A 23,615-nucleotide genomic window follows, 5' to 3' on the forward strand; every position below is an offset into this window, starting at 1 on the left:
ATCACGTTGATTTCTTCGCTTTTTCGGCATATTCTGACGGGCGGCATCCGTACATTTCCTGAAAACATTTGCTTAAATAACTGGAACTGCTAAAACCTGTGTGTTCCGCAATTTCTGTAATACTTAGCTTGCCCTCTGTTATCAGTTGTGCTGCCCGTTGCAGACGAATGTTGCGGATAAAGAGGCTGGGAGACTGATCGAGCATAGTCACCAGTTTGCGGTATAATCCCGTTCGCTCCATACAGAGGTCGCGGCTTAGTTGCTCCACCGAATAGCCATTAACGTGCAGATTCTGTTCCACCAGTTTGATGGCTTGTGCCAGAAATGCAGATTCTTCCGTGTCCTGTTGCTGATGGTCGGGAGACGTTTCTTCTATGCTACAGGTTAGAGAATTATTTTGTTCGATCAGGTTGCGTATACGGAGTAATAGAATCTCTTCTTTATGCTTGCGTTCCATTTCCTTTCTGCTCCAATAGATATACAATCGGATACCGGTGAAAGCAATCAGTAATAAAATGATTGCATACAGGATATAAGCCGTGGTTGTTTTCCACCACGGTGCATGGATGGTTAATTTTATTGCTGTCACTTTGCCGTTCCACTGAAGAGGATTGTCCGAAGCCATGACTTTGAATGTATAATCTCTCGGTGGTAAATTGGTGTAAACAGCTTGAAGAAGACCTTTCCCCACAGTCGCATTTCCCTGTCTTCCTGCAAATGTACTCATCCATTGCGGGTCGATACCTTCCAGTTGATAACGGTAGTATGTGCGTTCATGATTGATATAATTCAATGCCGAAAATTCGAAAGTCAGGAAGTTTTGGTTATAGTCCAGTTCGATTTCGGTTGTATAAGGAGCAGCCTTGGACAGGATGATGCGGTTGCCATATTCTTTTCCAGTATTCACCTTTTCTCCATACAAGCGTAAGGCTGTGAAAACCGGCGGATCAGGAAGCATCGGATGAATGGAGTCCTTGTCGGGATGGAATATGTTAAAGCCATCAATACCACCCAAATAGAGAGTGCCGTCGGAAGAACTGAATACGGCATCTTTTATGTATTCGCCGTCCAAAGCACCGTCCAACTGATTGAACCGGGTGAAACTGATGTTCTTATTCTCCGGATTTATGTGGATGCGTGTGACACCGTTACTGGTCGTTACCCAGATGTCTCGATATTTGTCCTCAATGATACCCTGGATAAAGTTATTGCTCAATCCGTTTTCACGATAGAAGATACGTGGGATAGAGTCGTTTTCGCTGGTGAAAAGTTCCAGTCCGTCAGGAGTTCCTGCCCATGTCCAGCCGCGTGTGTCGGTATATAATGTATGATATACTTTGTTTCTGAAATAACAGTTCCTTGGGGTGTTCAACCGGTTCAGGATTTCAGGAGAAATTGTAGGGATAGCTGCCGATTTCAATACATGGGATTTCTGCTCATTGACTGTCAGTCGATAAACTCGGGAATGAGCTTTTAGATAGATATTTCCATCTTTATTTTCGGCGAAAGATTCAATATTGATTTCTTCTTCCGGGGAGACGGGAAATGCATTGCGACCTATATGAGTCAGTTTATGCATGGACGGGTGATGATATAATAATCCCCGATTGAAAGTTCCGAGCCATAACCCTCCTTGCCGGTCTTGAAAGACAGTGCTGATTTCGGTAGAGACAATCTGTCTGTTTCCGGTTTCCAATAGGGGGGATGTATTTTTGTGTTCCTGTGTGGAGGTCAATCATCCAAAACCCGTGAACGCAACTGATATAGGCTTTCTCACCATTAGGGGTAATGATAAGGGTATTGAGAGTATAGTTCTGTTCGAAGAGTTTTTTCCATGTGCGCTTGTGGCTATTGAAATAGAATAAACCGCCTTTACGCCCGTTGCGTAGTTGATAGAAGCCGTCTGCGCTTTTGACGACGAGAGAAGTATTTTGATATTCAGCCTGTTCGGATGCAGGATAAGCGGCTATATTGTATACAGTTTTTTGGTCGGCTATGTGGTAACAGGACACTTCGCCTGTGTCATAGAATAAATATAGGGAGGTACTGTCGGCATTTAGGTCCTGCAATTTTCCGGAATACTTGCCGGGCAAGGTTATACGGGTCTTGTTGTTTAATTCCAGTAATTCGTTAGCTATGAGTAGCCAGATGTGGCCAGAATCGTCTACAAAAAGGTCTTCTACGGGGGCTTGTATCTTTCTGTTCTTAAAGTAAGCGTCTAAATCAGGAATGTATTCCTCTCTGTACAGGTCAATGCACATCAGTTTGTGAGTATCTTTAATCCATAAAAGAGAATCCTCACTCTGGTAAATGCGGTAATGCCCGTTATATTGGTTTAATGGATATACGTATTCCGTGGTGCGGTGAAGATAGCTAAAATGTACACCGTCGTATAAATTTACATTACCGCTGGTGGTGAATACCATTCTTCCGTCGGGCAACTGGAGGATATAACGTATTTGGTTATCACTCAATCCTTGCGACGCATTGATGGTGGTGAACAGGAATTCACCGGCATATATGAACGGTGTCATCCTGAAACAGAAAAATAAGCAGAGTAGAATCCGTATATTTCTCAAACTATTGGTAATCATGGTTATTTCAATATTACAAAGGTAATTGTTTCTTTCGGAAATAAAGAGGATAGGGGGAATAATTATGATATAATCATTCTTGCGATATCATTCCTAATCTTTTAACACCCTTCACTTTGTCTACGCGAGGAAATCGTTTATCTTTGCGTAGTGAATACTTAAATATCATCCCATTATGATTTACCCCATAGGAATACAGAACTTTGAGAGTCTGATAAATGACGGTTATGTGTATGTGGACAAGACGGCGTTAGTCTATCAAATGGCTACTACCGGACGTTATTATTTTCTTAGCCGTCCCCGACGTTTTGGGAAGAGCTTGCTTCTTTCTACGCTGGAAGCTTATCTGAGTGGGAAAAAGGAACTTTTCAGAGGGCTTGCCATCGAGAAGCTGGAACATAAATGGGAGGAACATCCTATTCTTCATCTTGACTTGAACACCGCCAAATATGACGCGATGGATAGCTTGAATCATGTTCTTGATGACAGTCTCAAAAAATGGGAAGAGATATATGGCACCTTTCCTACAGAAGTAACCTTCGCCCTGCGCTTTAAAGGAATTGTAGAACGTGCTTACGAAAAGACCGGTCATCGCGTAGTTATTCTTGTGGATGAATATGACAAGCCTATGCTGCAAGCTATTGGCAACGAGGTGTTGCAGGCTGAATATCGCAGCACGCTGAAAGCTTTCTACTCTGTACTCAAAACGCAGGACCGCTATATCAAACTTGCTTTCCTGACAGGTGTGACGAAATTCGGCAAGGTGAGCGTGTTCAGTGATTTGAATAACCTGAATGATATCTCTATGGACGGCCGTTACATCAATATTTGCGGTATCACAGACGGAGAACTTCACGAATATTTTGATAATGATGTGGTACTGTTAGGTGAAAGAAATGGGTTGACAAAGGAGGAATGTTACACTAAACTGAAGGAACAGTACGATGGTTATCATTTTGACTACAAAACCGAAGGACTCTATAATCCTTTCAGTATCCTCAATACTTTAGCAAAAATGAAGTTTGCCGATTATTGGTTTGAAACAGGTACACCTTCATTCCTTGTTTATCTGATGAAGAATTCGAATTACCAATTAGATAAACTAACCGAAGAGCAAGTTCCCGGTGACTTTTTGAATAGCATTGACTCCATGTCACGCAATCCTATTCCTGTCATTTATCAGAGCGGATATCTCACGATAAAGGGATATGACGAACGTTTCGGCAACTATCAGTTGGGTTTTCCGAATAAGGAAGTGGAGAATGGTTTCATTAAATATTTGATACCTTTTTATACACCGGTAGAAGAGGAAAAAACCGGATTTTTCATTACTAACTTTATCATGGACATTGAACGTGGAGATCCCGAAAGTTTTATGCAGCGAATGCAATCCATGTTTGCCGATACTGACTACAAGATAACGGGGAAGATGGAACTTTATTTTCAAAATGCAATGTATCTGGTGTTCAAAATGTTGGGCTTTTATACCGACGTAGAACGTACCACTAGTAATGGGCGTATAGACATTGTGTTGAAAACCAAAGACTATATTTACGTGATGGAACTGAAACTTGATGGTACTGCCGACGATGCTTTGCGTCAGATAGAGGAGAAGGACTATGCTTTGCCTTTTGCCAAAGATTCCCGCAAATTATATAAGATAGGTGTTGACTTCTCTTCCGAGACACGCGGCATTAAGGAGTGGAAAATAATCCCTGATGCTGATGCATAGTGCATTGTGAAAGTTATGTAGCGGCCTTAGGGATTAATATATCTTCCCAAAAACAACCAATATCAATATCATGCAAACAGTATAGTTGGTCATTGAAATATGGAATAATGGATAGGTGGAAAGTGGAGTAATGTCGTATTATATATAATGGCAATGAGACTCATTTGCGAAAAGATGGCCTTATAAAAGCTTTTCATACGAATAATGGTCTTTTTGTATCCCTTTTTGACGTAAAATTGGACTCTATTTATCTAAGTATGGAGTACCTTTGTAGACGAAAAACCTAAAATAATATCATGAATTTGAATAGACATTACTTACTACTGTTGCTGATAGCAATGTTGTTGATCCCTGCACAGGATCTGTCTGCGAAAAAGAAAAAACAAGTAAAAGAACCGAACGACCGCGAACTGTGGGCGGGAGTATTATATCGAATGGCTGAACCCGTGCTTAGTAATATGAGTGAGGGCAAGTTGCAACAGAACATGTTGGTAGAGTTGAGTCCGACATGGGATGGACGAAATAAGAATGTCACTTATATGGAGTGCTTCGGGCGTTTGATGGCAGGACTGGCTCCCTGGATTTCATTGCCGGATGATGATACGGCAGAAGGTGTTCAGCGTAAACAGTTGCGCGAATGGGCGTTAAAGAGTTATGCGCAGGCTGTAGATCCGGAAAGTCCCGATTATTTGTTGTGGAGAAAAGAGGGACAGACGTTGGTGGATGCAGCCTATATTGCAGAAAGTTTCATAAGAGGATATGATGCCTTGTGGGTTCCGCTGGACAGTGTGACAAAACAACGTTATATTACCGAATTTACACAACTTCGCCGGGTAGACCCTCCTTATACTAACTGGTTGTTATTCTCTGCCACAGTGGAATCTTTCCTGCGTAAGGCTGGTGCACCGAGTGATACTTATCGCATTGCTTCGGCTCTACGTAAAGTGGAAGAATGGTATGTGGGAGATGGCTGGTATTCGGACGGTCCGGATTTTGCTTTTGACTATTATAATAGTTTCGTTTTGCACCCTATGTATATAGAACCGTTGGAAATCATGACAAATGCCGGTAAGAACAAAGTCTGGAATATGCCGGATTGCGATTATAATCGTGCAGTCAAACGGATGCAACGCTTTGGAATGATTCTGGAACGGTTTATTTCTCCGGAAGGTACGCTCCCAGTATTCGGGCGTTCTATCACGTACCGTACAGGAACTTTACAACCTTTGGCATTGCTGGCATGGAGAGAGTGGCTCCCTAAAGAATTACCAAATGGACAAGTACGTGCAGCTATGACGGCAGTTATCAAACGAATGTTTAGTGATAATCATAATTTCAATGAAAAAGGATTCCTGACTTTAGGATTCAATGGTAAGCAGCCGAATATATCAGACTGGTATACGAATAATGGTAGCTTATATATGGCTTCACTCGCATTCCTCCCATTGGGACTTCCGGCAGAACATCCATTCTGGACTTCACCTGCCGAGGATTGGACAAGTAAGAAAGCCTGGGAGGGGAAAGATTTCCCGAAAGATCATGCTGTTCATTAAGATGGACTAACTAATAAAGATTTATATATGACTAGACTATTATTATTTATTGTAGTTTGTCTTGGCTTGTTGCCGATGCCGGTACAAGCTCAGAAAAACGCTGCATTTATCCCCGGAGAAGTTTGGAAAGATACGGACGGGAATCCGATCAATGCCCATGGTGGTGGACTTCTATATCATAACGGCACTTACTATTGGTATGGCGAATACAAGGAGGGGAAAACCATTTTGCCTGACTGGGCTACGTGGGAGTGTTATCGTACGGATGTGACCGGAGTAGGTTGTTACTCTTCTAAAGATTTGCTGAATTGGAAATTTGAGGGTATTGTACTTCCGGCAGTTAAAGACGATCCGAATCATGACCTGCACCCCTCCAAAGTATTGGAACGTCCGAAAGTGGTTTATAATAAGAAAACGGGCAAATTTGTAATGTGGGCCCATGTGGAAAGTGCTGATTACAGTAAGGCTTGTGCCGGAGTGGCAGTTTCCGATTCTCCTGTCGGTCCGTTCGTTTATCAGGGAAGCTTTCGTCCGAACAATGCGATGAGCCGCGATCAGACTGTTTTTGTGGATGATGATGGACGTGCTTATCAGTTTTATTCTTCAGAAAATAATGAAACGATGTATATCAGCCTTCTGACTGATGATTATCTGAAACCGAGCGGACGTTTTACACGCAATTTCGTAAAAGAATCGAGGGAGGCTCCGGCTGTGTTTAAATATAATGGTAAATATTATATGTTAAGTTCCGGTTGTACTGGTTGGGATCCTAATATAGCCGAGATCGCAGTAGCCGATTCTATTATGGGAACATGGAAGACAATCGGAAACCCTTGTACGGGACCGGATGCAGATAAAACGTTTTATGCCCAGAGTACTTATGTCCAGCCCGTTGTCGGAAAGAAGGATGCATATATTGCCATGTTCGACCGTTGGAAGAAGAAGGACTTGGAAGATTCCCGTTATGTATGGTTGCCTGTGTTGGTAAAAGACGGGGAAATAACGATCCCTTGGTATGAAAAATGGAACCTTTCTATCTTTGACAAATAAAAAATATAAATATGAAACGGATACTGTTGCTACTTTGTGGAATAATGCTCGTTCCTGTTATTGCCTGTTCCCAGCATTTGGTTGAAGTAGGAAAGGGGTATAGCTGTACTTCGGTCAATACGACGGTCTTTCGGAATAACTCGCTGGTTACACACGGTGATGAACAATATATCAGTTATTACGATAACGATGGCTATCTGGTACTTGGAAAGCGGAAACTGGATTCGGAACAATGGACATTACATCGCACCCAATATCAGGGAAATGTGAAGGATGCTCATAATATAATTAGCATGATGATAGATGGAGAAGGATACATACACGTATCTTTTGACCATCATGGACATCCATTGAATTACTGCCGGAGCATTGCTCCCGGTTCCTTGGAACTGGGGGATAAAATGCCCATGACCGGAGTTGACGAAGCAAATGTCACCTATCCGGAGTTCTATCCTTTATCCGGAGGAGATTTATTGTTTGTTTACCGCTCTGGTTCTTCGGGTCGTGGAAATCTGGTAATGAACCGTTACTCGCTGAAAGAACACAAATGGACTCGTGTGCAGGATATACTGATCGACGGAGAAAATAAACGGAATGCCTATTGGCAGTTATATGTTGATGAGAAAGGGACGATTCATCTTTCATGGGTATGGCGCGAGACCTGGCATGTGGAAACAAACCATGATATTTGTTATGCCCGTTCTTTTGATAATGGGGTAACTTGGTATAAAACGAGTGGAGAACGATATGAACTCCCGATCAAATTGTCCAATGCGGAGTATGCCTGTCGTTTACCTCAAAACTGTGAGTTGATAAATCAGACGAGTATGAGTGCCGATGCGGGAGGAAATCCGTATATAGCTACTTATTGGCGGGAACCCGATAGTGATGTTCCTCAATACCGCATCGTCTGGAATGACGGGAAGATGTGGCATCAACGGCAGATAACCGATCGCCAGACACCTTTTACCTTGAAGGGTGGAGGTACGAAAATGATCCCTATTGCCCGTCCGCGTATTGTGGTAGAAGGTGGAGAAGTCTTTTATATTTTCCGTGACGAAGAACGGGGAAGTCGTGTGTCGATGGCATATGCGAATGATGTGGGTACGAGTAAGTGGACGATAACGGATCTGACGGATTTTTCCGTGGATGCTTGGGAACCCTCTCATGATACGGAACTTTGGAAAAAGCAGCGGAAACTGCATCTCTTTGTACAACACACCCGTCAGGGAGATGGTGAACGCACAGCGGAAATTGAGCCTCAAATGATATATGTATTGGAAACGAATATGGATACAAATAAATAAAGGTATGAAGAAACGATATGCAACTCTTTTTTCTGCACTCTTTCTAGGCGGTGCAATCTGTGCAAGTTGTACGGATAAGAAGGATGCTTCTGCTGAAGAAGTGATAAACACCATTCATAAAGTGAATCATTATTGGCAGACGAATCATCCGGAACACGGACGTTCTTTTTGGGATAATGCCGCTTATCACACCGGAAATATGGAAGCTTATTTTTTGACTAAGCAGCCGGACTATTTGGAATACTCGAAAGCCTGGGCGGAACATAATGAATGGAAAGGGGCAAAATCAGATCATAAGGAAAACTGGAAGTACAGTTACGGTGAAAGTGATGATTATGTGCTTTTCGGTGACTATCAGATTTGTTTCCAGACGTATGCCGATCTCTATAATCTGGAACCGGATACACAGAAAATAGCCCGTGCCCGCGAAGTGATGGAATATCAGATGAGTACCCCCAATCATGATTATTGGTGGTGGGCAGATGGCTTGTATATGGTCATGCCGGTCATGACAAAGATGTATAATATAACTAAGAATCCGCTCTATTTGGAGAAATTGCATGAATACCTCGCCTATGCTGATAGTATTATGTATGATGAAGAGGCCGGACTCTATTATCGGGATGGAAAATACGTGTTTCCTAAACATAAAAGTGTGAACGGCAAAAAGGATTTTTGGGCACGTGGAGACGGCTGGGTATTGGCCGGATTGGCAAAAGTCTTGAAAGAACTTCCTGAAACAGATAAGTATCGTCCGGAATATATAGACCGTTTCCGTACCCTGGCTAAGTCGGTTGCTGCTTGTCAACAGCCGGAAGGCTACTGGACACGCAGTATGCTCGACCCGCTGCATGCACCGGGACCGGAAACCAGTGGAACGGCTTTCTTTACCTATGGTTTACAATGGGGAATCAATAACGGTTTCCTGGATGCTGCAGAATATCAGCCGGTGGTTGAAAAAGCATGGAAATATCTTTCAACAGTTGCTTTGCAGCCTGATGGCAAGATTGGATATGTGCAACCGATTGGTGAGAAAGCGATACCCGGTCAGGTGGTAGACGCAAACTCCACTTCGAATTTTGGAGTAGGTGCGTTTCTATTGGCAGCCTGCGAACGGGTTCGTTATTTGAATAAATAAATACAGGCACGGATTACACGGATTTCACAGCTCTTAGAGGCATGTCTTAATATAAGTCAACAGCGTAATCCGTGTAATCCGTGCCTAAAATTTAATTCAGCATCAAGCTCATATATGGCTTTAACGGCCGAAGTATTCTATTGGTTAATTCGCTAATATTCATTTGTATATGTGCACCGGGCAGTCGCTCGGTATTATACATGCACTTTCCTTTGCACAGGTAATAATAGCCGTTATTTACAGACAATTGTTTGTCTGATAATTCCAGTTGCATTTCATCTTCAGGAAAAGCTGCGGCATAGATTTGCAACACTTCTTTGGCATTGATGATACGTGCCATGCCTAGCGGATGTTGAGGCTGTTTATCTTCGGGAGGCAGTAGTTGAACCATGCGCTTGCATCCGGTGTGCTGCCTGATCGCATACAATAAACTATATTCCACATCCTTATCATCAGCGCAAAGTTCATTGATAATGATCTGTTTTTCTCCTTTATATATAATGGTTATTCCTTTGATTTCGTTTTCCTGTCTGGCTACAAATAAATAACCTCCGCTAATGGCAAGATCGGTCATAATAACCTGAAAGTCTTCCGGTGTGTGCTGAATACAGCAAGGCCGTTCGGAAAGCTTCTTATTCAAATAGGAATAGACCTCCTCCTGAAATTCTGAAACAACACTGACCGCTATCTCTTTAGAAGGGATAAACTCGGGCAAAACGATCTCTTTAGTTGAATACTTGAATACCGAAGCATATCCCATACGGGCATAATAATCGAACAACCAGGGTTCCGCCGGTATCAATGTGCTGAAGTGTACCCCATTCCGTAACATCCGGGCGAAAGACTGTGATAAAAGCTCGCGCATGACCCCTTTGCTTCGAAAATCGGGATGCGTACAGGCTCCTGAAATATAGGAGGTCTGCACGGTCTCTCCACCAAAAGTCATCGGATAAGGAAGCATCTGAAGGGCAGAGATTACCTCATCACCACTTTGGATGGCGACGTTCACCTCTGTCTTGTAGCGCAGTCCGAAGTACATCTCGACGAATTCTTCACTATCGTCAAAACAGACTTTCCACAATGCTTTTACTTGCTCCTTTATCATCATATTTATAAAGAGTTTACCATTTAACCATATTCATGGGATGCTCCTTGAGGCAAGCCATGTATTTCTCCAGAATCGTCACCGGTTGGTAAGACAATTTGGCTTTGCGCAAACCTTCAATACCTAAATCCTCTTCCCGGTTGATATAAATATATTGCTCAGGAATCCGGTTGGCGAATTCATAATTAATCATAGCATACGCACCCTCAATGCTGGTATCCGCTTTTTCTACATGTACACCGAACGTTTCATGATTGATAGGCATACCGAATGTAAATGCCACGATTTTACCGTTCACATGAAGAATTCCACCCGTCAGCCCGAGTGCTTCGAAGTTATGAAGTGCATAGATCAGGGCACGGCGTTCATTGCCCGTTCCTTCCTGTTGGTCACAATTGTTCACTTTACACCATTCTGCTTCCAGATCGAGGCATTCCTGAATACGGTCTGGGGTAATCGGTGTATACTCATAATCCGGATAAGTGTTGCGGAACCGGTTGATATGATTTCTTTTCGCTTGGAATTTCTTACCTTTCAACGTCGAAAGATCACTTCTTAAATAGATATAATCAGCATAGTCGCGATCTTCTGTGAAAGTGAACTGTTCCGGAAGGATGGTCTCAAGTTCGGTGCGCATATTACTACACACTCCTAACATACAGAAATGATGGTTTTCTTTGCGGGCATCTTCTATCAGCTCCCGCAATATTGCTTTCAAATCTCCTGTACCTACGGGCATCATATAAGCAAGCTGATCTCCTGCCCAGAACTTGAACACCAGAAAATTATCGACTACTGCAAATTGGGTATCATATAAAAACCTCCAGCTACAAAGATTTGAGAATGAAAGATCGCAATTGCGGCGATTACTTTTCATCGTGAATGAGGTGATTGTGTCCCTGTCTGTTAATGTAATATCTTTAAATGGAATCATAAGATTGCTTTTTTGCGTTTAACTCTTTATATAACGGAAAATCAAGAGATTTTGTTTTTACAAAACACCTAATAATCGAAGGATTGTAGGTGTCAGCAATGCAGTGAATATTCCATTCAACGTCAGTCCCAGACTAGCATAGGCTCCGTATTTGCTGCTGATATCCATTGCGGTAGAGGTGCCGACGGCATGGGCGGCTGTTCCCATTGAAAGTCCTTGGGCGATCGGGCTGCCTACATGCATGATTTTCATTGTTTTAAAACCACAGATAGCGCCTAATAAACCTACTGCTACAACAACTGCCGCCGTCAGTGACGGAATACCGCCGATGGCTTTGGTTACTTCCATCGCAATGGGAGTCGTAACCGATTTTGGAGCCAGCGACAGGATTACTTCTTGTGAAGCTCCCATGAACTTTGCAATCAGTACTACTGAAATAACTCCGACGATGCAGCCTGCCAGTTGAGACAGTAGAATAGGCAACAACTGTTTTTTTATCATTTCCAGTTGTAGATATAAAGGTACGCCTAAAGCCACAACGGCCGGGCGTAGCCAGAATTCGATCAGATGTCCTCCTTTATTATATGTCTCATAAGAGATATGGGTCATTTTAAGGAAGATGATTAATAGTGCGATGGTCAGCAATATAGGATTTAATAATACCAGTCCTGTTTTCTTCTGAAGCAGTTTGGCAAAGAAGAAAATCCCGAAGGTAATAGCCAACAGGAAGAAATTATTTTCTAAGAAACTCATTTGTCTTTATTCGTTAAGTTGATTTTATCTTTAAGGTGTAGTTTCTCCGGTAGATGGAAATCTGACAGATGAAGTTTGCGTGCCAGTTTGATCTGATGCGCCAGTCTGAACTTGCGAACGATCTGATGTACCCATCCCGTTACGACAAGTACAAGTGCGGTACTGACAATGGTAGCTATCACAATTGGCCAGAATTCTGCCGCAATAACATCAAAGTATAGCATAAGAGCCACACCGGGTGGAACGAAAAAGAATCCCAAGTTAGCAACCAGAAAGTCGGACAACCCCTGTACCCAGTGTAATTTAATCCAACCTAATTTTAAAAAGAGGGTGAGCAGCAGCATGCCAATGATGCTGGAGGGGAGCTTGATACCCGTAAAATAAACAATTAATTCACCCAAAGCCAAACAGCCAAATAAAATGGCGCACTGACGTATCATATACTAATAACCTATTGATTTTGTTTTGAAAACGCTGCAAAGGTATGAAAAATAGGAGTACAGTGTTAAATATTATAATATTTTAGACTTGAAAGAGAAAAATAGGCGAAATTGTAATGTGGATGTTGCAAAATTGAGTACTTTTGCACCGCAAATTACAAATTGTAATGAGGTTTTATAATAATATTCAATATATCTATGCTCAATTTAATCAACCAAATCGTGGCGCGTGCGAAAGCAAATCGCCAACGTATTGTTCTTCCGGAAGGAACTGAAGAACGCACATTGAAAGCTGCCAATATGATTTTGACAGACGAAGTAGCCGATCTAATTTTACTGGGTAAACCGGCTGAAATTAATGAACTTGCTACAAAATGGGGATTGGGAAACATCGGTAAAGCTACTATCATTGATCCTGAAACTTCTCCGAAACACGAAGAATACGCACAGTTGTTGTGTGAACTTCGTAAAAAGAAGGGGATGACTATCGAAGAAGCCCGCAAATTGACGAGCGATCCTTTGTTCTATGGTTGTTTAATGATTAAGAGCGGTGATGCTGACGGTCAGTTGGCCGGTGCCCGCAACACGACCGGTAACGTACTGCGTCCTGCTTTACAGATTATCAAGACTGCGCCGGGAATCACTTGCGTGTCTGGTGCTATGTTGCTTTTGACTCATGCTCCTGAATACGGAAAGAACGGTATTCTAGTCATGGGAGATGTTGCCGTAACTCCGGTTCCGGATGCTAACCAGCTGGCACAGATTGCTGTTTGTACCGCTCAAACTGCGAAAGCTGTTGCCGGTATTGAAAATCCGAAAGTAGCTCTGTTGAGCTTCTCTACCAAAGGTTCTGCTAAACACGAAGTAGTGGATAAGGTGGTAGAAGCTACTAAGATTGCGAAAGAGATGGCTCCTACTCTTGATCTGGATGGTGAAATGCAGGCTGATGCTGCTCTTGTACCGGAAGTCGGTGCTAGCAAGGCGCCGGGTTCTCCAGTTGCAGGACAAGCAAATGTGCTGATCGTTCCGAGTCTGGAGGTTGGTAATATTTCTTATAAATTAGTTCAACGTCTGGGACATGCTGATGCTGTCGGCCCGATTCTTCAGGGTATTGCTTGTCCGGTAAACGACTTGTCTCGTGGTTGTTCTATCGAGGATGTATATCGCATGATTGCTATTACGGCTAATCAGGCCATTGCAGCAAAAGCGAATAAATAAGTATTAGATATAAAGTATTAAGTATAAATCGACAACAACATGAAGATTCTGGTATTGAACTGCGGAAGTTCATCTATTAAATATAAATTGTTCGATATGACCACCAAAGAGGTGATTGCACAAGGTGGTATTGAAAAAATCGGTCTGAAAGGATCATTCTTGAAACTGACTTTGCCGAATGGTGAGAAGAAAATTTTGGAAAAAGATATTCCGGAACATACAATAGGAGTAGAGTTTATCCTGAATACATTGACCCACCCTGAATATGGTGCTATCAAATCTTTGGATGAGATTAATGCTGTAGGTCACCGTATGGTACACGGGGGAGAGCGTTTCAGCGAATCTGTATTGCTGAATAAAGAAGTTTTGGAAGCTTTCGCTGCTTGTAATGACTTGGCTCCACTTCACAATCCTGCTAACTTGAAAGGGGTGAATGCAGTTTCTGCTATTCTTCCTGACATTCCGCAGGTAGGTGTATTTGATACGGCTTTCCATCAGACAATGCCGGATTATGCTTATATGTATGCTATTCCTCACGAACTGTATGAAAAGTATGGTGTACGTCGTTATGGTTTCCACGGAACTTCTCATCGTTATGTGTCAAAGCGTGTATGTGAATTCCTGGGTGTAAATCCGGTAGGACAGAAGATTATTACTTGCCACATTGGTAACGGTGGTTCTATCGCTGCTATCAAAGATGGTAAATGTATGGATACTACGATGGGCTTGACTCCGTTGGAAGGCTTGATGATGGGTACTCGTAGCGGTGATATTGATGCCGGTGCAGTAACATTTATCATGGAAAAAGAAGGCTTGAATACGACCGGTGTTTCTAATCTGTTGAACAAGAAGAGCGGTGTACTGGGTATTTCAGGCGTATCAAGCGATATGCGTGAACTCTTGGCTGCTTGTGCGGCTGGTAATGAGAAAGCAATCCTTGCTGAGAAGATGTATTATTACCGTATCAAGAAATATATCGGCGCTTATGCTGCTGCATTGGGTGGTGTGGATATTATCCTGTTTACAGGTGGCGTTGGTGAAAATCAGATGGAATGTCGTCGTGAAGTTTGTAAGGATATGGAATTCATGGGTATCGAACTTGATAATGAAGTAAATGCTAAGGTTCACGGTGAAGAAGCAATCATTTCTACTCCTGCTTCTAAAGTGAAAGTGGTAGTGATCCCGACAGACGAAGAACTGTTGATCGCATCGGATACAATGGATATCCTGAAGAAATAACAGATTAATCAGTTAGAAATAAAAAAGATGGATTCAATTTTGAGTCCATCTTTTTTTATGTGAGTCCGTCCGGGTACTTATAGTTTGGTAACTTTAGTAATTACACCTATTCTGCTGCCAGTTGCTATTGTTTGGATGCATCATCCAATACCTTCCATTTATTTTTTGTCAATCAGAGAAGCAGTTTCCTTTTTTTTGTCTTACTTTGCATATCAATAGTTATATCCCGTTTTTGATATGCGTTACTCCGTCATAATTCCCGTTTATAATCGTCCCGATGAAGTGGATGAATTATTGCAAAGTCTTACAGTGCAACACTTTAAGGATTTTGAAGTTGTTGTTGTTGAAGATGGTTCTTCCATTCCCTGCAAAGGAGTAGTAGACCGGTATGCAGATCGGTTGAATATAAAATATTTCTCTAAACCCAATTCCGGTCCGGGACAAACCCGTAATTACGGAGCAGAACGTAGCGAAGGAGAATACCTTATTATATTGGATTCTGATGTCATCCTTCCCGAAGGCTACTTCGATGCGGTAGAGAAGGAGATTACCACTTCTCCTGCCGATGCTTTTGGTGGCCCCGACCGTGCACACGATTCTTTCACTGATATTCAGAAGGCAATTAACTATTCCATGACCTCTTTCTTCACGACCGGAGGTATCCGTGGTGGAAAAAAGAAGATGGACAAATTCTATCCCCGTAGTTTTAATATGGGAGTTCGCCGGGCAGTGTACGAGGCTTTGGGAGGTTTTTCAAAGATGCGTTTTGGGGAGGATATTGATTTCAGTATCCGTATCTTTAAGAATGGGTACACTTGTCGTCTTTTTCCTGATGCCTGGGTATATCATAAACGTCGGACTGACTTGAAGAAATTTTTCAAGCAGGTGCATAATTCCGGCATTGCCCGTATTAATCTTTATAAGAAATATCCGGATTCTCTGAAACTGGTGCATTTGCTTCCAGCCGTATTTACATTGGGAGTGGCGCTTCTATTATTAGGAACCCCCTTCTGCCTCTTCAGTTTCACGCCGATCATTCTCTATGCATTGCTCGTATGCATTGATTCTACTATTCAGAATAAAAGTCTGTCTATTGGCGTTTATTCCATTGCTGCCGCATTTATACAGCTTATAGGCTATGGTACAGGTTTTTGGCGCGCATGGTGGCAGCGTTGTATCAGAGGGAAGGATGAGTTTGAGGCTTTCCAAAAGAATTTTTATAAGTAATCCATTTTTTATTTGCCTATTACCATTCCTATTTTTGTTTAAAAGGTGCGACAAGAAGTCGTACAAGTAATTGTTCAGCATAATGTCTGAACCTGTTGTTCCGTCAACAGTAGCCTAAAGAGGCGTGCTTTACGAGTAATTGTTTGGTGCGAAGCCCTCTTGACAATATGGTTCTATGCAGAAATATCCAATGTATAGGCTGTTAGGCTGACCGATATGAGTAACGTATGTGAACCGCTGCACCATCGTAACAAAAGAATAGCTTACGGATATTTACAAGCTATAGCCAAAATGGCGGGCAGTCAGGATAGTTCTCTCTTTTTCAGGACTACACGGATGCAGCACTGCCGGTGGATGGGCGGACTTTAAGTCGGTCGTAAGTTACTTGTACGGAACTTGGTAAGCCCGTATCTCTCCTGTCCTTTATCGGACAGGTAAGCCAATCGCAAGAGAAGCCGAATGATGTGCGGGTAAAGGATTGCGGAGAAAGCGAACGCTTCCGTGTAATGCGGAAGATAGAGGTTTAAACGTCACCTCATGCGAAAGCAGGCAGACTTCCGCAGGGTAATTCTTTGTGAAACGATTGTAGAACTTTAACGAAATGAAGAAACAGCAAAGGAGCAAGGCGAAAGCCGAGTGTGCATCTTCAGCCGAGCGTAACACAACATGGAAAAGCATTGACTTCTCCAAATGTGAACGAAAGGTCAGAAAGCTGCAAGTCCGAATAGCAAAGGCTCATAAAGAAAAGAGGTACAACAAGGTTAAAGCCTTGCAGCACCTGCTTGTCACTTCGTTCGAAGCCAAGGCATTGGCAGTAAGGAAAGTGACCTCCAATAAAGGTAAACGCACGGCAGGGGTTGACCACATAAAGTGGGATACCGATGCCAATAAAATAGAAGCTATACGTTCTTTGACACGGAGAGGATATAAAGCCCTCCCATTGAAAAGAGTTAACATACCTAAGGCAAACGGCAAGACAAGACCGTTGGGAATACCGACCATGAAAGACAGAGCCATGCAGGCACTGTATCTTATGGCATTGGAACCCATAACGGAAAGTGAAGCGGATGCAAACTCTTACGGATTCAGAAAGTTCAGAAGTACGGCAGATGCGATAGATGCGCTTCACAGATGGCTAAGCAGGGATTGCTCTCCCGAATGGATATTGGAGGGAGACATAAAAGGCTGCTTCGACCATATCAGCCATGAATGGCTTCTCGATAACGTACGAATCGACAGGCAGATATTAAGAAAATGGCTGAAAAGTGGAGTTGTATTCAACAGACTGCTTCAACCGACTATTGAAGGGACACCACAGGGCGGCATTATTTCACCGACACTTGCAAATGCAACTCTTGACGGCATGGAAAGGATGCTCAAAGAGAAGTACAAGGCAAGTTATGTCAATGGAAAACTTTACTGCCCCAAAGTCAATCTCGTAAGATATGCGGATGACTTCATTGTCACTGCTGACAAAAGGAAAACGTTACTTGAAATAAAGGAAATGTTGACAGTTTTTCTAAAGGAAAGAGGACTTACCCTATCCGATGAGAAGACACTGATAACACATATCAGTGACGGATTTGACTTTTTAGGTTTCAATGTCCGGAAGTACAACGGCACATTGTTAATAAAGCCGTCAAAGAAAAGTCAGAAACGTTTCACTGACAAGCTGCATGAGGTTGTGCTGACCAAAGGTAAGGCATCATCCCAGCAGGAGCTGATAGAGAAACTCAATCCTATAATAAAGGGATGGGGTAACTACTACAGCCATGTGGTATCAAAGGAGGTGTTCTGCCGATGTGACCATATCTTAATAAATCAACTTAAAAGATGGTCATATCGCAGACATACCGACAAGTCAAGGAAATGGATAAGGAAGAAGTATTTTATCCGAAAAGGTGGCAGAAATTGGATTTTCGGTTTTGAATATGTATGTGGAGAAATAAAGGATAAGTTCACATTACAGCAACTGACAGAAATTCCAATCAAGCGACACACAAAGATAAGATGCGAGGCCAATCCGTTCGACCCATCATGGGACGAATACTTCGAAAGGCGGAAACTCAAAAGTGCCCGTCAACGTGCGTGAAGAAAACTTTATCGGAAACAAGTCATCGCAAGATGATTATGAGCCGATTTAATTTTATGAGAATTAAATTTAGAATTATCGGAGCTGTATGCGGTGAAAGTCGCACGTACAGTTCTTAATGGGGAAAGCGGCAGCAATGCCGCCGACCTACATAAGACAAGTTGTCTGACACCCGGGTGTCAGACAACTTGTCTTAGCATAGAAAAAAGAAGATGGCTATAGCCAAATTGTTTTCCGTTACCTCTATCATTAAATAAAATAAGTCTACCTTTACATTTTCAAAACATAGCAAATGGAAAGTAAACACAAACTATCCATCAACCAATGGGCACTGGAGGACCGCCCGCGGGAGAAAATGATGGAGAAGGGAGCAGCCGCATTGAGTGATGCCGAACTACTCGCTATATTAATCGGCTCCGGAAATACGGAAGAGAGTGCTGTTGAACTGATGCGACGCTTGCTTCTGTCTTGTGATAATAATCTTAATTCCTTGGCAAAATGGGAAGTCTGCGACTATTCCCGTTTTAAAGGTATAGGACCGGCGAAGAGTATCACAGTGATGGCTGCATTGGAACTTGGAAAACGAAGGAAACTGCAGAGTATAAAAGAAAGATCTCAAATAAGCTGTTCAAAAGATATCTATGATATTTTTCAACCTCTGATGTGCGATCTGGAACAAGAAGAATTCTGGGTTCTTTTGTTGAACCAGGCAACGAAACTGATTGATAAGGTGCGTATCAGTACTGGCGGGATAGATGGAACATACACCGATGTGCGTACCATTCTTCGGGAAGCATTGTTGCAAAGAGCCACACAAATAGCTGTGGTCCATAATCATCCTTCAGGGAATATCCGTCCTAGTCAGCCCGATAAAACCTTGACGGAACATATTCGCAAAGCAGCGGATACAATGAATATCCGCCTGATAGATCATGTGGTCGTTTGTGAAGAAGGATTCTTTAGTTTTGCAGATGAAGGATTACTTTGACTGTTTGGCTTTCTACAACAATTTGCCATCCCGATACGTTTTCTTAATCAGCCGGAGGTAGAGAATAAACTGCATATTCTTTGGATACGTGATATGCATTCTGTGTCTAATTTTTTATGTTTCATTTTTTATCTCTATCTTTGCGATATATAAAAAAATAAGAGGACGTATGGAAAAGATTGAAATAGAAGAAAAGATTGTAGCCATGCTAAAAACGGTGTACGACCCGGAAATCCCGGTGAATGTATACGATCTTGGACTGATTTATAAGATAGATGTTTCTGATAATGGGGAAGTAGTACTTGATATGACACTCACCGCCCCTAATTGTCCGGCAGCTGATTTTATAATGGAGGATATCCGTCAGAAAGTGGAATCGGTGGAGGGGGTGACTGCAGCCACCATTAATCTAGTGTTTGAACCCGAGTGGGATAAAGATATGATGAGCGAGGAAGCAAAACTTGAACTGGGCTTTCTTTAGTTACGAGTGATAGCTTCATAATCAATCTCTTATAACTAACAACTCAAAACTCATGAAGAATGTTTATTTCCTTTCCGATGCGCATCTGGGGTCTCGTGCCATAGAACATGGACGCACCCAGGAACGACGCCTTGTGAACTTTCTCGACAGTATAAAGCATAAAGCTTCTGCCATTTATCTGTTGGGAGATATGTTCGACTTCTGGTATGAATTCCGGTTGGTGGTTCCTAAAGGCTATACCCGGTTTTTGGGGAAAATCTCCGAGCTGACGGATATGGGAGTGGAAATTCACTACTTTATTGGTAACCACGATATCTGGTGTGGGGATTATCTTACGAAAGAATGTGGTGTCATTATGCACCGTGAACCGTTGACTACAGAAATCTATGGGAAAGAATTTTATCTTGCTCATGGTGACGGACTGGGTGATCCGGATAAGAAGTTCAAATTACTCCGGCAGATGTTTCATAGTAAAACTTTGCAAACGATGTTTTCAGCCATCCATCCCCGGTGGAGTGTGGAATTGGGACTGACGTGGGCAAAGCGTAGCCGACAGAAACGGGTTGATGGAAAAGAACCGGATTACATGGGAGAAAATAAAGAACATTTGGTACTATATACAAAGGAGTATCTGAGAAGCCATCCTAATATCAATTTCTTTATCTACGGGCATCGTCACATTGAATTGGATCTGATGTTGAGTGCAACCTCCCGCGTACTGATTTTGGGAGACTGGATTAACTTCTTCTCTTATGCCGTATTCGACGGAGAGAATCTCTTTTTGGAAGAGTATATCGAAGGAGAAACGCAAGCTTGATTATTATACTACCAATTACATAGATTGGATTGTAACTTATTTATTTGCAATATAACAGGGATATTCTCTAAATATTAAAATCAAAGGCAACTAATTCATTGCGATTTAGTTGCTTTTGATTTTATCTTTCAGTAAAGATATTCAGTAAATATCCCTACTGAATCTGTATTAACCAGCGTAATTCCTAATGAAAAACTTATTTCTTCGTCACGATCAACTTAGCTTTCACTTTATTGAAGTACAACTTAATGATATAAGTACCATCCTCGCTTACTTTAAAATTATTATCGCTGCCCGCTTCTTCAAATTCTCCTTCAACATCATTGGTACCGAATGAATTCGTCCATTTGTTATCTGCGCGGATTTTCCATGCGTTATCGGCTTTTAGGTCCAATGTGGCAGTTAAGTAATAGGCTCTGTTGCCTGAAGCCTCCGATTCAAAAGCTAAAGTCATAGGAGTGTCCGCAGCTGCATTTCCCCAATCGTTATGTGTACCTGCAATTCCCCATGCATCGGCTGATGCTTTCGTAGAAAGTTCCAGAGTCGCCTTATTAAAAGAAAATTTGTAAGAATACTTATCATAGCAGGCAATATTACCCGTACTGGTAGCCAGCGTGATGGAAGCAGGATTCTTTTCGGTGACATCATCGGTTCCCCAACTCGTTTTCCAGGATGCTTCAGGAGAAATCTTCCAGCCGTCTTTTGCCTGATTGCCAAAGACTACCCATCCTTCATAGATGCCATCATCATTGGCAGAGAACAGTAATTGGCATTGCTTGAACGAATCATCCGGATTTCCCCAGTCGCAGTAGGCTCCCGGTAGGTATACTTTCGGATATTCGGGTTCGCCGATAAACGGAGTGATCTGGGCGGACTCTATGTTTGAATAGAAGGAATCGACAGCATCTGAGATAGAAGAGGCGATACGGAATTCAAAATCATAAGGTTCTACGGTGACTTCCATTTCATAAGATTTGAACAGCGTCATTATTTTACTGTTCAAATCCAGTGTAGTGATGTCATAAGACCCCTCTTCTGTAGAGGAGTACAAGGTTATTGCATTTTCAAAATCCTTGCCTTTCAAGGCCATTTGCAAAGAATTGGTAATCTGGGCTGTATATCCGGCTTGTGGATTGGTCCATTTAAACTCTATCGCAATAGTCTGGGCTTTATTCGCGTCCAATACATAAGTGTCGGCAATGCCGGACAATACGGCAGGAGTCACTTCGCTCTCATTGTAATACACTTTGTCCAGGTCGCTCTCGCAAGCACTGAATATCAATAGTGATAGGCAGATTGCTGATATATATTTTACTATTTTCATATCTGTAAGTCATTTTATTATTTATAACCTTCGTTTTGTTCCAGTGATCCGTTTACGCTGATGTCCGAAATAGGAATAGGGAATATATTGTATCTTTCGTTGACACCTACTCCGGTAATGACACCACCTTTGGCAGGCCATGTGTAGGAGGAAGATGTGTATTTGCCGAAACGAATCAGGTCTATGCGACGGACGCCTTCCCAGTAAAGTTCACGGCCTCTTTCGTCCAAGATATTCTGATAGTTGTTAGCTGTCAGCCAGGCTGCGTCGATCTTATTATGTGGGGTTTCTCCATAAGCACGGTCGCGTAACTCATTTACATATCCGACAGCCGTATTGATATCACCGCCTTCGCCGCCACGTGCCACTGCTTCTGCATACATCAGGTAAACATCGCCCAGACGGAACAAAGGGAAATCAGTATCTACCCACAGAACGTCCTGTCCCGGCTCTCCTGTACTGGTGAGGTTCGTATATTTGATGACTCCCCAGCCTTCGGTATCAAAATTACCTACTACTCCGGTTGTTATCTGATAGTTACATTTACCGTTATAGTCATCGAAGATGCCTCGTTTATCCAGAATTTCTTCCGGCTTAGGAGTTGTGTTGTCTTCAAAACTAAACAGTCCCACTAAATTCTGTGTGCCTCGGAACACACTCCATCCTTCGCGAACACCACCGCCTGCTTCTTTGCGTGCGCCGACAATCAGTGCTGTCATTCCCCAGGATTGAGTTTTTCTGCCATCAAAAATGACCGGATAGATAATTTCTTTCAAAGTTTCCGGGTTCTCTCCATTGTCCGCTTTAAACAAATCGGCATAGTTGCTTGCCAGGGAATAATGAGGGATGATGCGTTTGCAGGCGGAGATACAATCGGTGTAGCGTGGCTGTCCCGTATAAACTTCGGCGTTCAGATACATACGTGCCAATAATGCGTCCACTACAGTTTGGTCGGCTCGTCCGTATTCTGTACGGGTAGCAGGCAGATCGGTTCTGATGGTATTCAGTTCGCTTTCAATCCAGTTGAACAGTTCCGTGCGTGAAAGCTGTGATGGAGTGAGCGAATAATTCTGTTCGGTGATGAACGGAGGTCTGCCATAAGCATCCATCAGAACGTAATATGCGAAAGCACGATTGAATCGAGCTTGCGCCGCATAGCTTTTCTGGTCGATTTCTGACGGTGCATTATCTATATTCTTCATAAATTCATTGGTAAGTGCCACCACAAACATGCAGCGTTGGTACACTCCCTCTATGATTTCATTCTTGCTGGTACTCCAGGTCAGGCTATTGATTTCGCTCGACCAGGCTTCGTTCGCTGCATTCTTGCATTCGTCGGTGGTCTGCTCCTGCATCGTCCACCAGCAGCGCATCAATACAGTGTTACCTCCATCCAAACCGGCAATATCGGAATCACTTCCATTCTGTCCGGAAAGTGCCCAAACTGAATATATTTTATTTAATCCTTTGGTATAACTTGCTGCATCTGTATAGGCTCTTTCCGCTGTAACAACGGTCGGGTCTAAAGGCTGTACATCTAAATCACCCACGCAACCGCTGAAAACGGTGAGGCAAGTCAGTATTGAAACTAATATATAATATTTCTTTTTCATGGCATTCCGT

At 42.6% G+C, this 23,615-nt stretch carries 19 protein-coding genes and 1 pseudogene; 13 read left to right on the forward strand and 7 right to left on the reverse strand.

Features of this window, described 5'->3' with window-relative positions; translation table 11 throughout:
- Position 1 precedes the first annotated feature (1 nt).
- A pseudogene (locus NXV01_RS26005) lies at positions 2-2,594 on the reverse strand (helix-turn-helix domain-containing protein).
- Between the two features lie 175 nt (positions 2,595-2,769).
- Here NXV01_RS26005 and NXV01_RS07140 point away from each other — a divergent pair.
- The 5 genes from NXV01_RS07140 (at position 2,770) to NXV01_RS07160 (ending at position 9,374) form a co-directional block, all read left to right on the forward strand.
- Positions 2,770-4,326, forward strand: coding sequence for an ATP-binding protein (locus NXV01_RS07140; protein WP_148363992.1), 1,557 nt, complete (start codon positions 2,770-2,772; stop codon positions 4,324-4,326).
- Positions 4,327-4,622: 296 nt separating this feature from the next.
- Positions 4,623-5,879, forward strand: a complete 1,257-nt coding sequence (locus tag NXV01_RS07145) for a DUF2264 domain-containing protein (protein WP_259022075.1) — start codon at positions 4,623-4,625, stop codon at positions 5,877-5,879.
- 27 nt (positions 5,880-5,906) lie between these two features.
- The gene (locus NXV01_RS07150) at positions 5,907-6,929 is read left to right on the forward strand and encodes a glycoside hydrolase family 43 protein (RefSeq protein ID WP_195358442.1); all 1,023 of its coding nucleotides are present in this window, start codon (positions 5,907-5,909) and stop codon (positions 6,927-6,929) included.
- An 11-nt stretch (positions 6,930-6,940) separates the two neighbouring features.
- The gene (locus NXV01_RS07155) at positions 6,941-8,236 is read left to right on the forward strand and encodes a BNR repeat-containing protein (RefSeq protein ID WP_148363989.1); all 1,296 of its coding nucleotides are present in this window, start codon (positions 6,941-6,943) and stop codon (positions 8,234-8,236) included.
- Positions 8,237-8,240: 4 nt separating this feature from the next.
- Positions 8,241-9,374, forward strand: coding sequence for a glycoside hydrolase family 88 protein (locus tag NXV01_RS07160; protein ID WP_258979364.1), 1,134 nt, complete (start codon positions 8,241-8,243; stop codon positions 9,372-9,374).
- A 91-nt stretch (positions 9,375-9,465) separates the two neighbouring features.
- Here NXV01_RS07160 and NXV01_RS07165 read toward each other — a convergent pair whose 3' ends face one another.
- The 4 genes from NXV01_RS07165 to NXV01_RS07180 are packed head-to-tail and all read right to left on the reverse strand — an operon-like array spanning position 9,466 to position 12,606.
- The gene (locus tag NXV01_RS07165; RefSeq protein WP_195358445.1) at positions 9,466-10,482 is read right to left on the reverse strand and encodes a GNAT family N-acetyltransferase; all 1,017 of its coding nucleotides are present in this window, start codon (positions 10,480-10,482) and stop codon (positions 9,466-9,468) included.
- Positions 10,483-10,495: 13 nt separating this feature from the next.
- Positions 10,496-11,413, reverse strand: a complete 918-nt coding sequence (locus NXV01_RS07170) for a DUF2156 domain-containing protein (protein ID WP_258979365.1) — start codon at positions 11,411-11,413, stop codon at positions 10,496-10,498.
- Positions 11,414-11,470: 57 nt separating this feature from the next.
- Positions 11,471-12,166 carry an LrgB family protein gene (locus NXV01_RS07175; protein ID WP_148363985.1) on the reverse strand — a complete coding sequence of 232 codons (696 nt, stop codon included), beginning with the start codon at positions 12,164-12,166 and terminating at the stop codon, positions 11,471-11,473.
- Positions 12,163-12,606, reverse strand: a complete 444-nt coding sequence (locus tag NXV01_RS07180; protein ID WP_148363984.1) for a CidA/LrgA family protein — start codon at positions 12,604-12,606, stop codon at positions 12,163-12,165. The genes NXV01_RS07175 and NXV01_RS07180 overlap by 4 nt, the downstream gene beginning before the upstream one ends.
- Before the next feature lie 198 nt (positions 12,607-12,804).
- Here NXV01_RS07180 and pta point away from each other — a divergent pair, with 198 nt between their 5' ends.
- The 8 genes from pta to NXV01_RS07220 all read left to right on the forward strand — a co-directional run bounded on the left by pta (position 12,805) and on the right by NXV01_RS07220 (position 20,668).
- Complete coding sequence (pta, locus tag NXV01_RS07185; protein ID WP_148363983.1) at positions 12,805-13,824, forward strand: phosphate acetyltransferase; 1,020 nt, start codon at positions 12,805-12,807, stop codon at positions 13,822-13,824.
- A gap of 39 nt (positions 13,825-13,863) precedes the next feature.
- The gene (locus NXV01_RS07190) at positions 13,864-15,063 is read left to right on the forward strand and encodes an acetate kinase (RefSeq protein WP_148363982.1); all 1,200 of its coding nucleotides are present in this window, start codon (positions 13,864-13,866) and stop codon (positions 15,061-15,063) included.
- A 237-nt stretch (positions 15,064-15,300) separates the two neighbouring features.
- Complete coding sequence (locus tag NXV01_RS07195) at positions 15,301-16,290, forward strand: glycosyltransferase family 2 protein (RefSeq protein WP_259022076.1); 990 nt, start codon at positions 15,301-15,303, stop codon at positions 16,288-16,290.
- A 216-nt stretch (positions 16,291-16,506) separates the two neighbouring features.
- Positions 16,507-16,659 carry a hypothetical protein gene (locus tag NXV01_RS07200; protein WP_167511788.1) on the forward strand — a complete coding sequence of 51 codons (153 nt, stop codon included), beginning with the start codon at positions 16,507-16,509 and terminating at the stop codon, positions 16,657-16,659.
- Positions 16,660-16,891: 232 nt separating this feature from the next.
- Positions 16,892-18,382 carry a group II intron reverse transcriptase/maturase gene (gene ltrA, locus NXV01_RS07205; protein ID WP_258978446.1) on the forward strand — a complete coding sequence of 497 codons (1,491 nt, stop codon included), beginning with the start codon at positions 16,892-16,894 and terminating at the stop codon, positions 18,380-18,382.
- Between the two features lie 292 nt (positions 18,383-18,674).
- The gene (gene radC, locus NXV01_RS07210; RefSeq protein WP_148363980.1) at positions 18,675-19,370 is read left to right on the forward strand and encodes a RadC family protein; all 696 of its coding nucleotides are present in this window, start codon (positions 18,675-18,677) and stop codon (positions 19,368-19,370) included.
- A gap of 169 nt (positions 19,371-19,539) precedes the next feature.
- Positions 19,540-19,851 carry a metal-sulfur cluster assembly factor gene (locus NXV01_RS07215; protein ID WP_074909760.1) on the forward strand — a complete coding sequence of 104 codons (312 nt, stop codon included), beginning with the start codon at positions 19,540-19,542 and terminating at the stop codon, positions 19,849-19,851.
- Between the two features lie 52 nt (positions 19,852-19,903).
- Positions 19,904-20,668: a UDP-2,3-diacylglucosamine diphosphatase gene (locus NXV01_RS07220; protein ID WP_258979366.1), complete on the forward strand. Its 765-nt coding sequence runs from the start codon at positions 19,904-19,906 to the stop codon at positions 20,666-20,668.
- A gap of 196 nt (positions 20,669-20,864) precedes the next feature.
- Here the strand turns inward: NXV01_RS07220 and NXV01_RS07225 are convergent, their stop codons facing one another.
- Positions 20,865-21,992, reverse strand: coding sequence for a SusE domain-containing protein (locus NXV01_RS07225; RefSeq protein ID WP_259022077.1), 1,128 nt, complete (start codon positions 21,990-21,992; stop codon positions 20,865-20,867).
- 17 nt (positions 21,993-22,009) lie between these two features.
- The gene (locus NXV01_RS07230; RefSeq protein ID WP_148363977.1) at positions 22,010-23,605 is read right to left on the reverse strand and encodes a RagB/SusD family nutrient uptake outer membrane protein; all 1,596 of its coding nucleotides are present in this window, start codon (positions 23,603-23,605) and stop codon (positions 22,010-22,012) included.
- Between the last annotated feature and the right edge of the window lie 10 nt (positions 23,606-23,615).

It is taken from the genome of Bacteroides sp. BFG-606 (assembly GCF_024788145.1).
In the GTDB taxonomy this organism is placed as follows: Bacteria; Bacteroidota; Bacteroidia; order Bacteroidales; family Bacteroidaceae; genus Bacteroides; species Bacteroides vicugnae.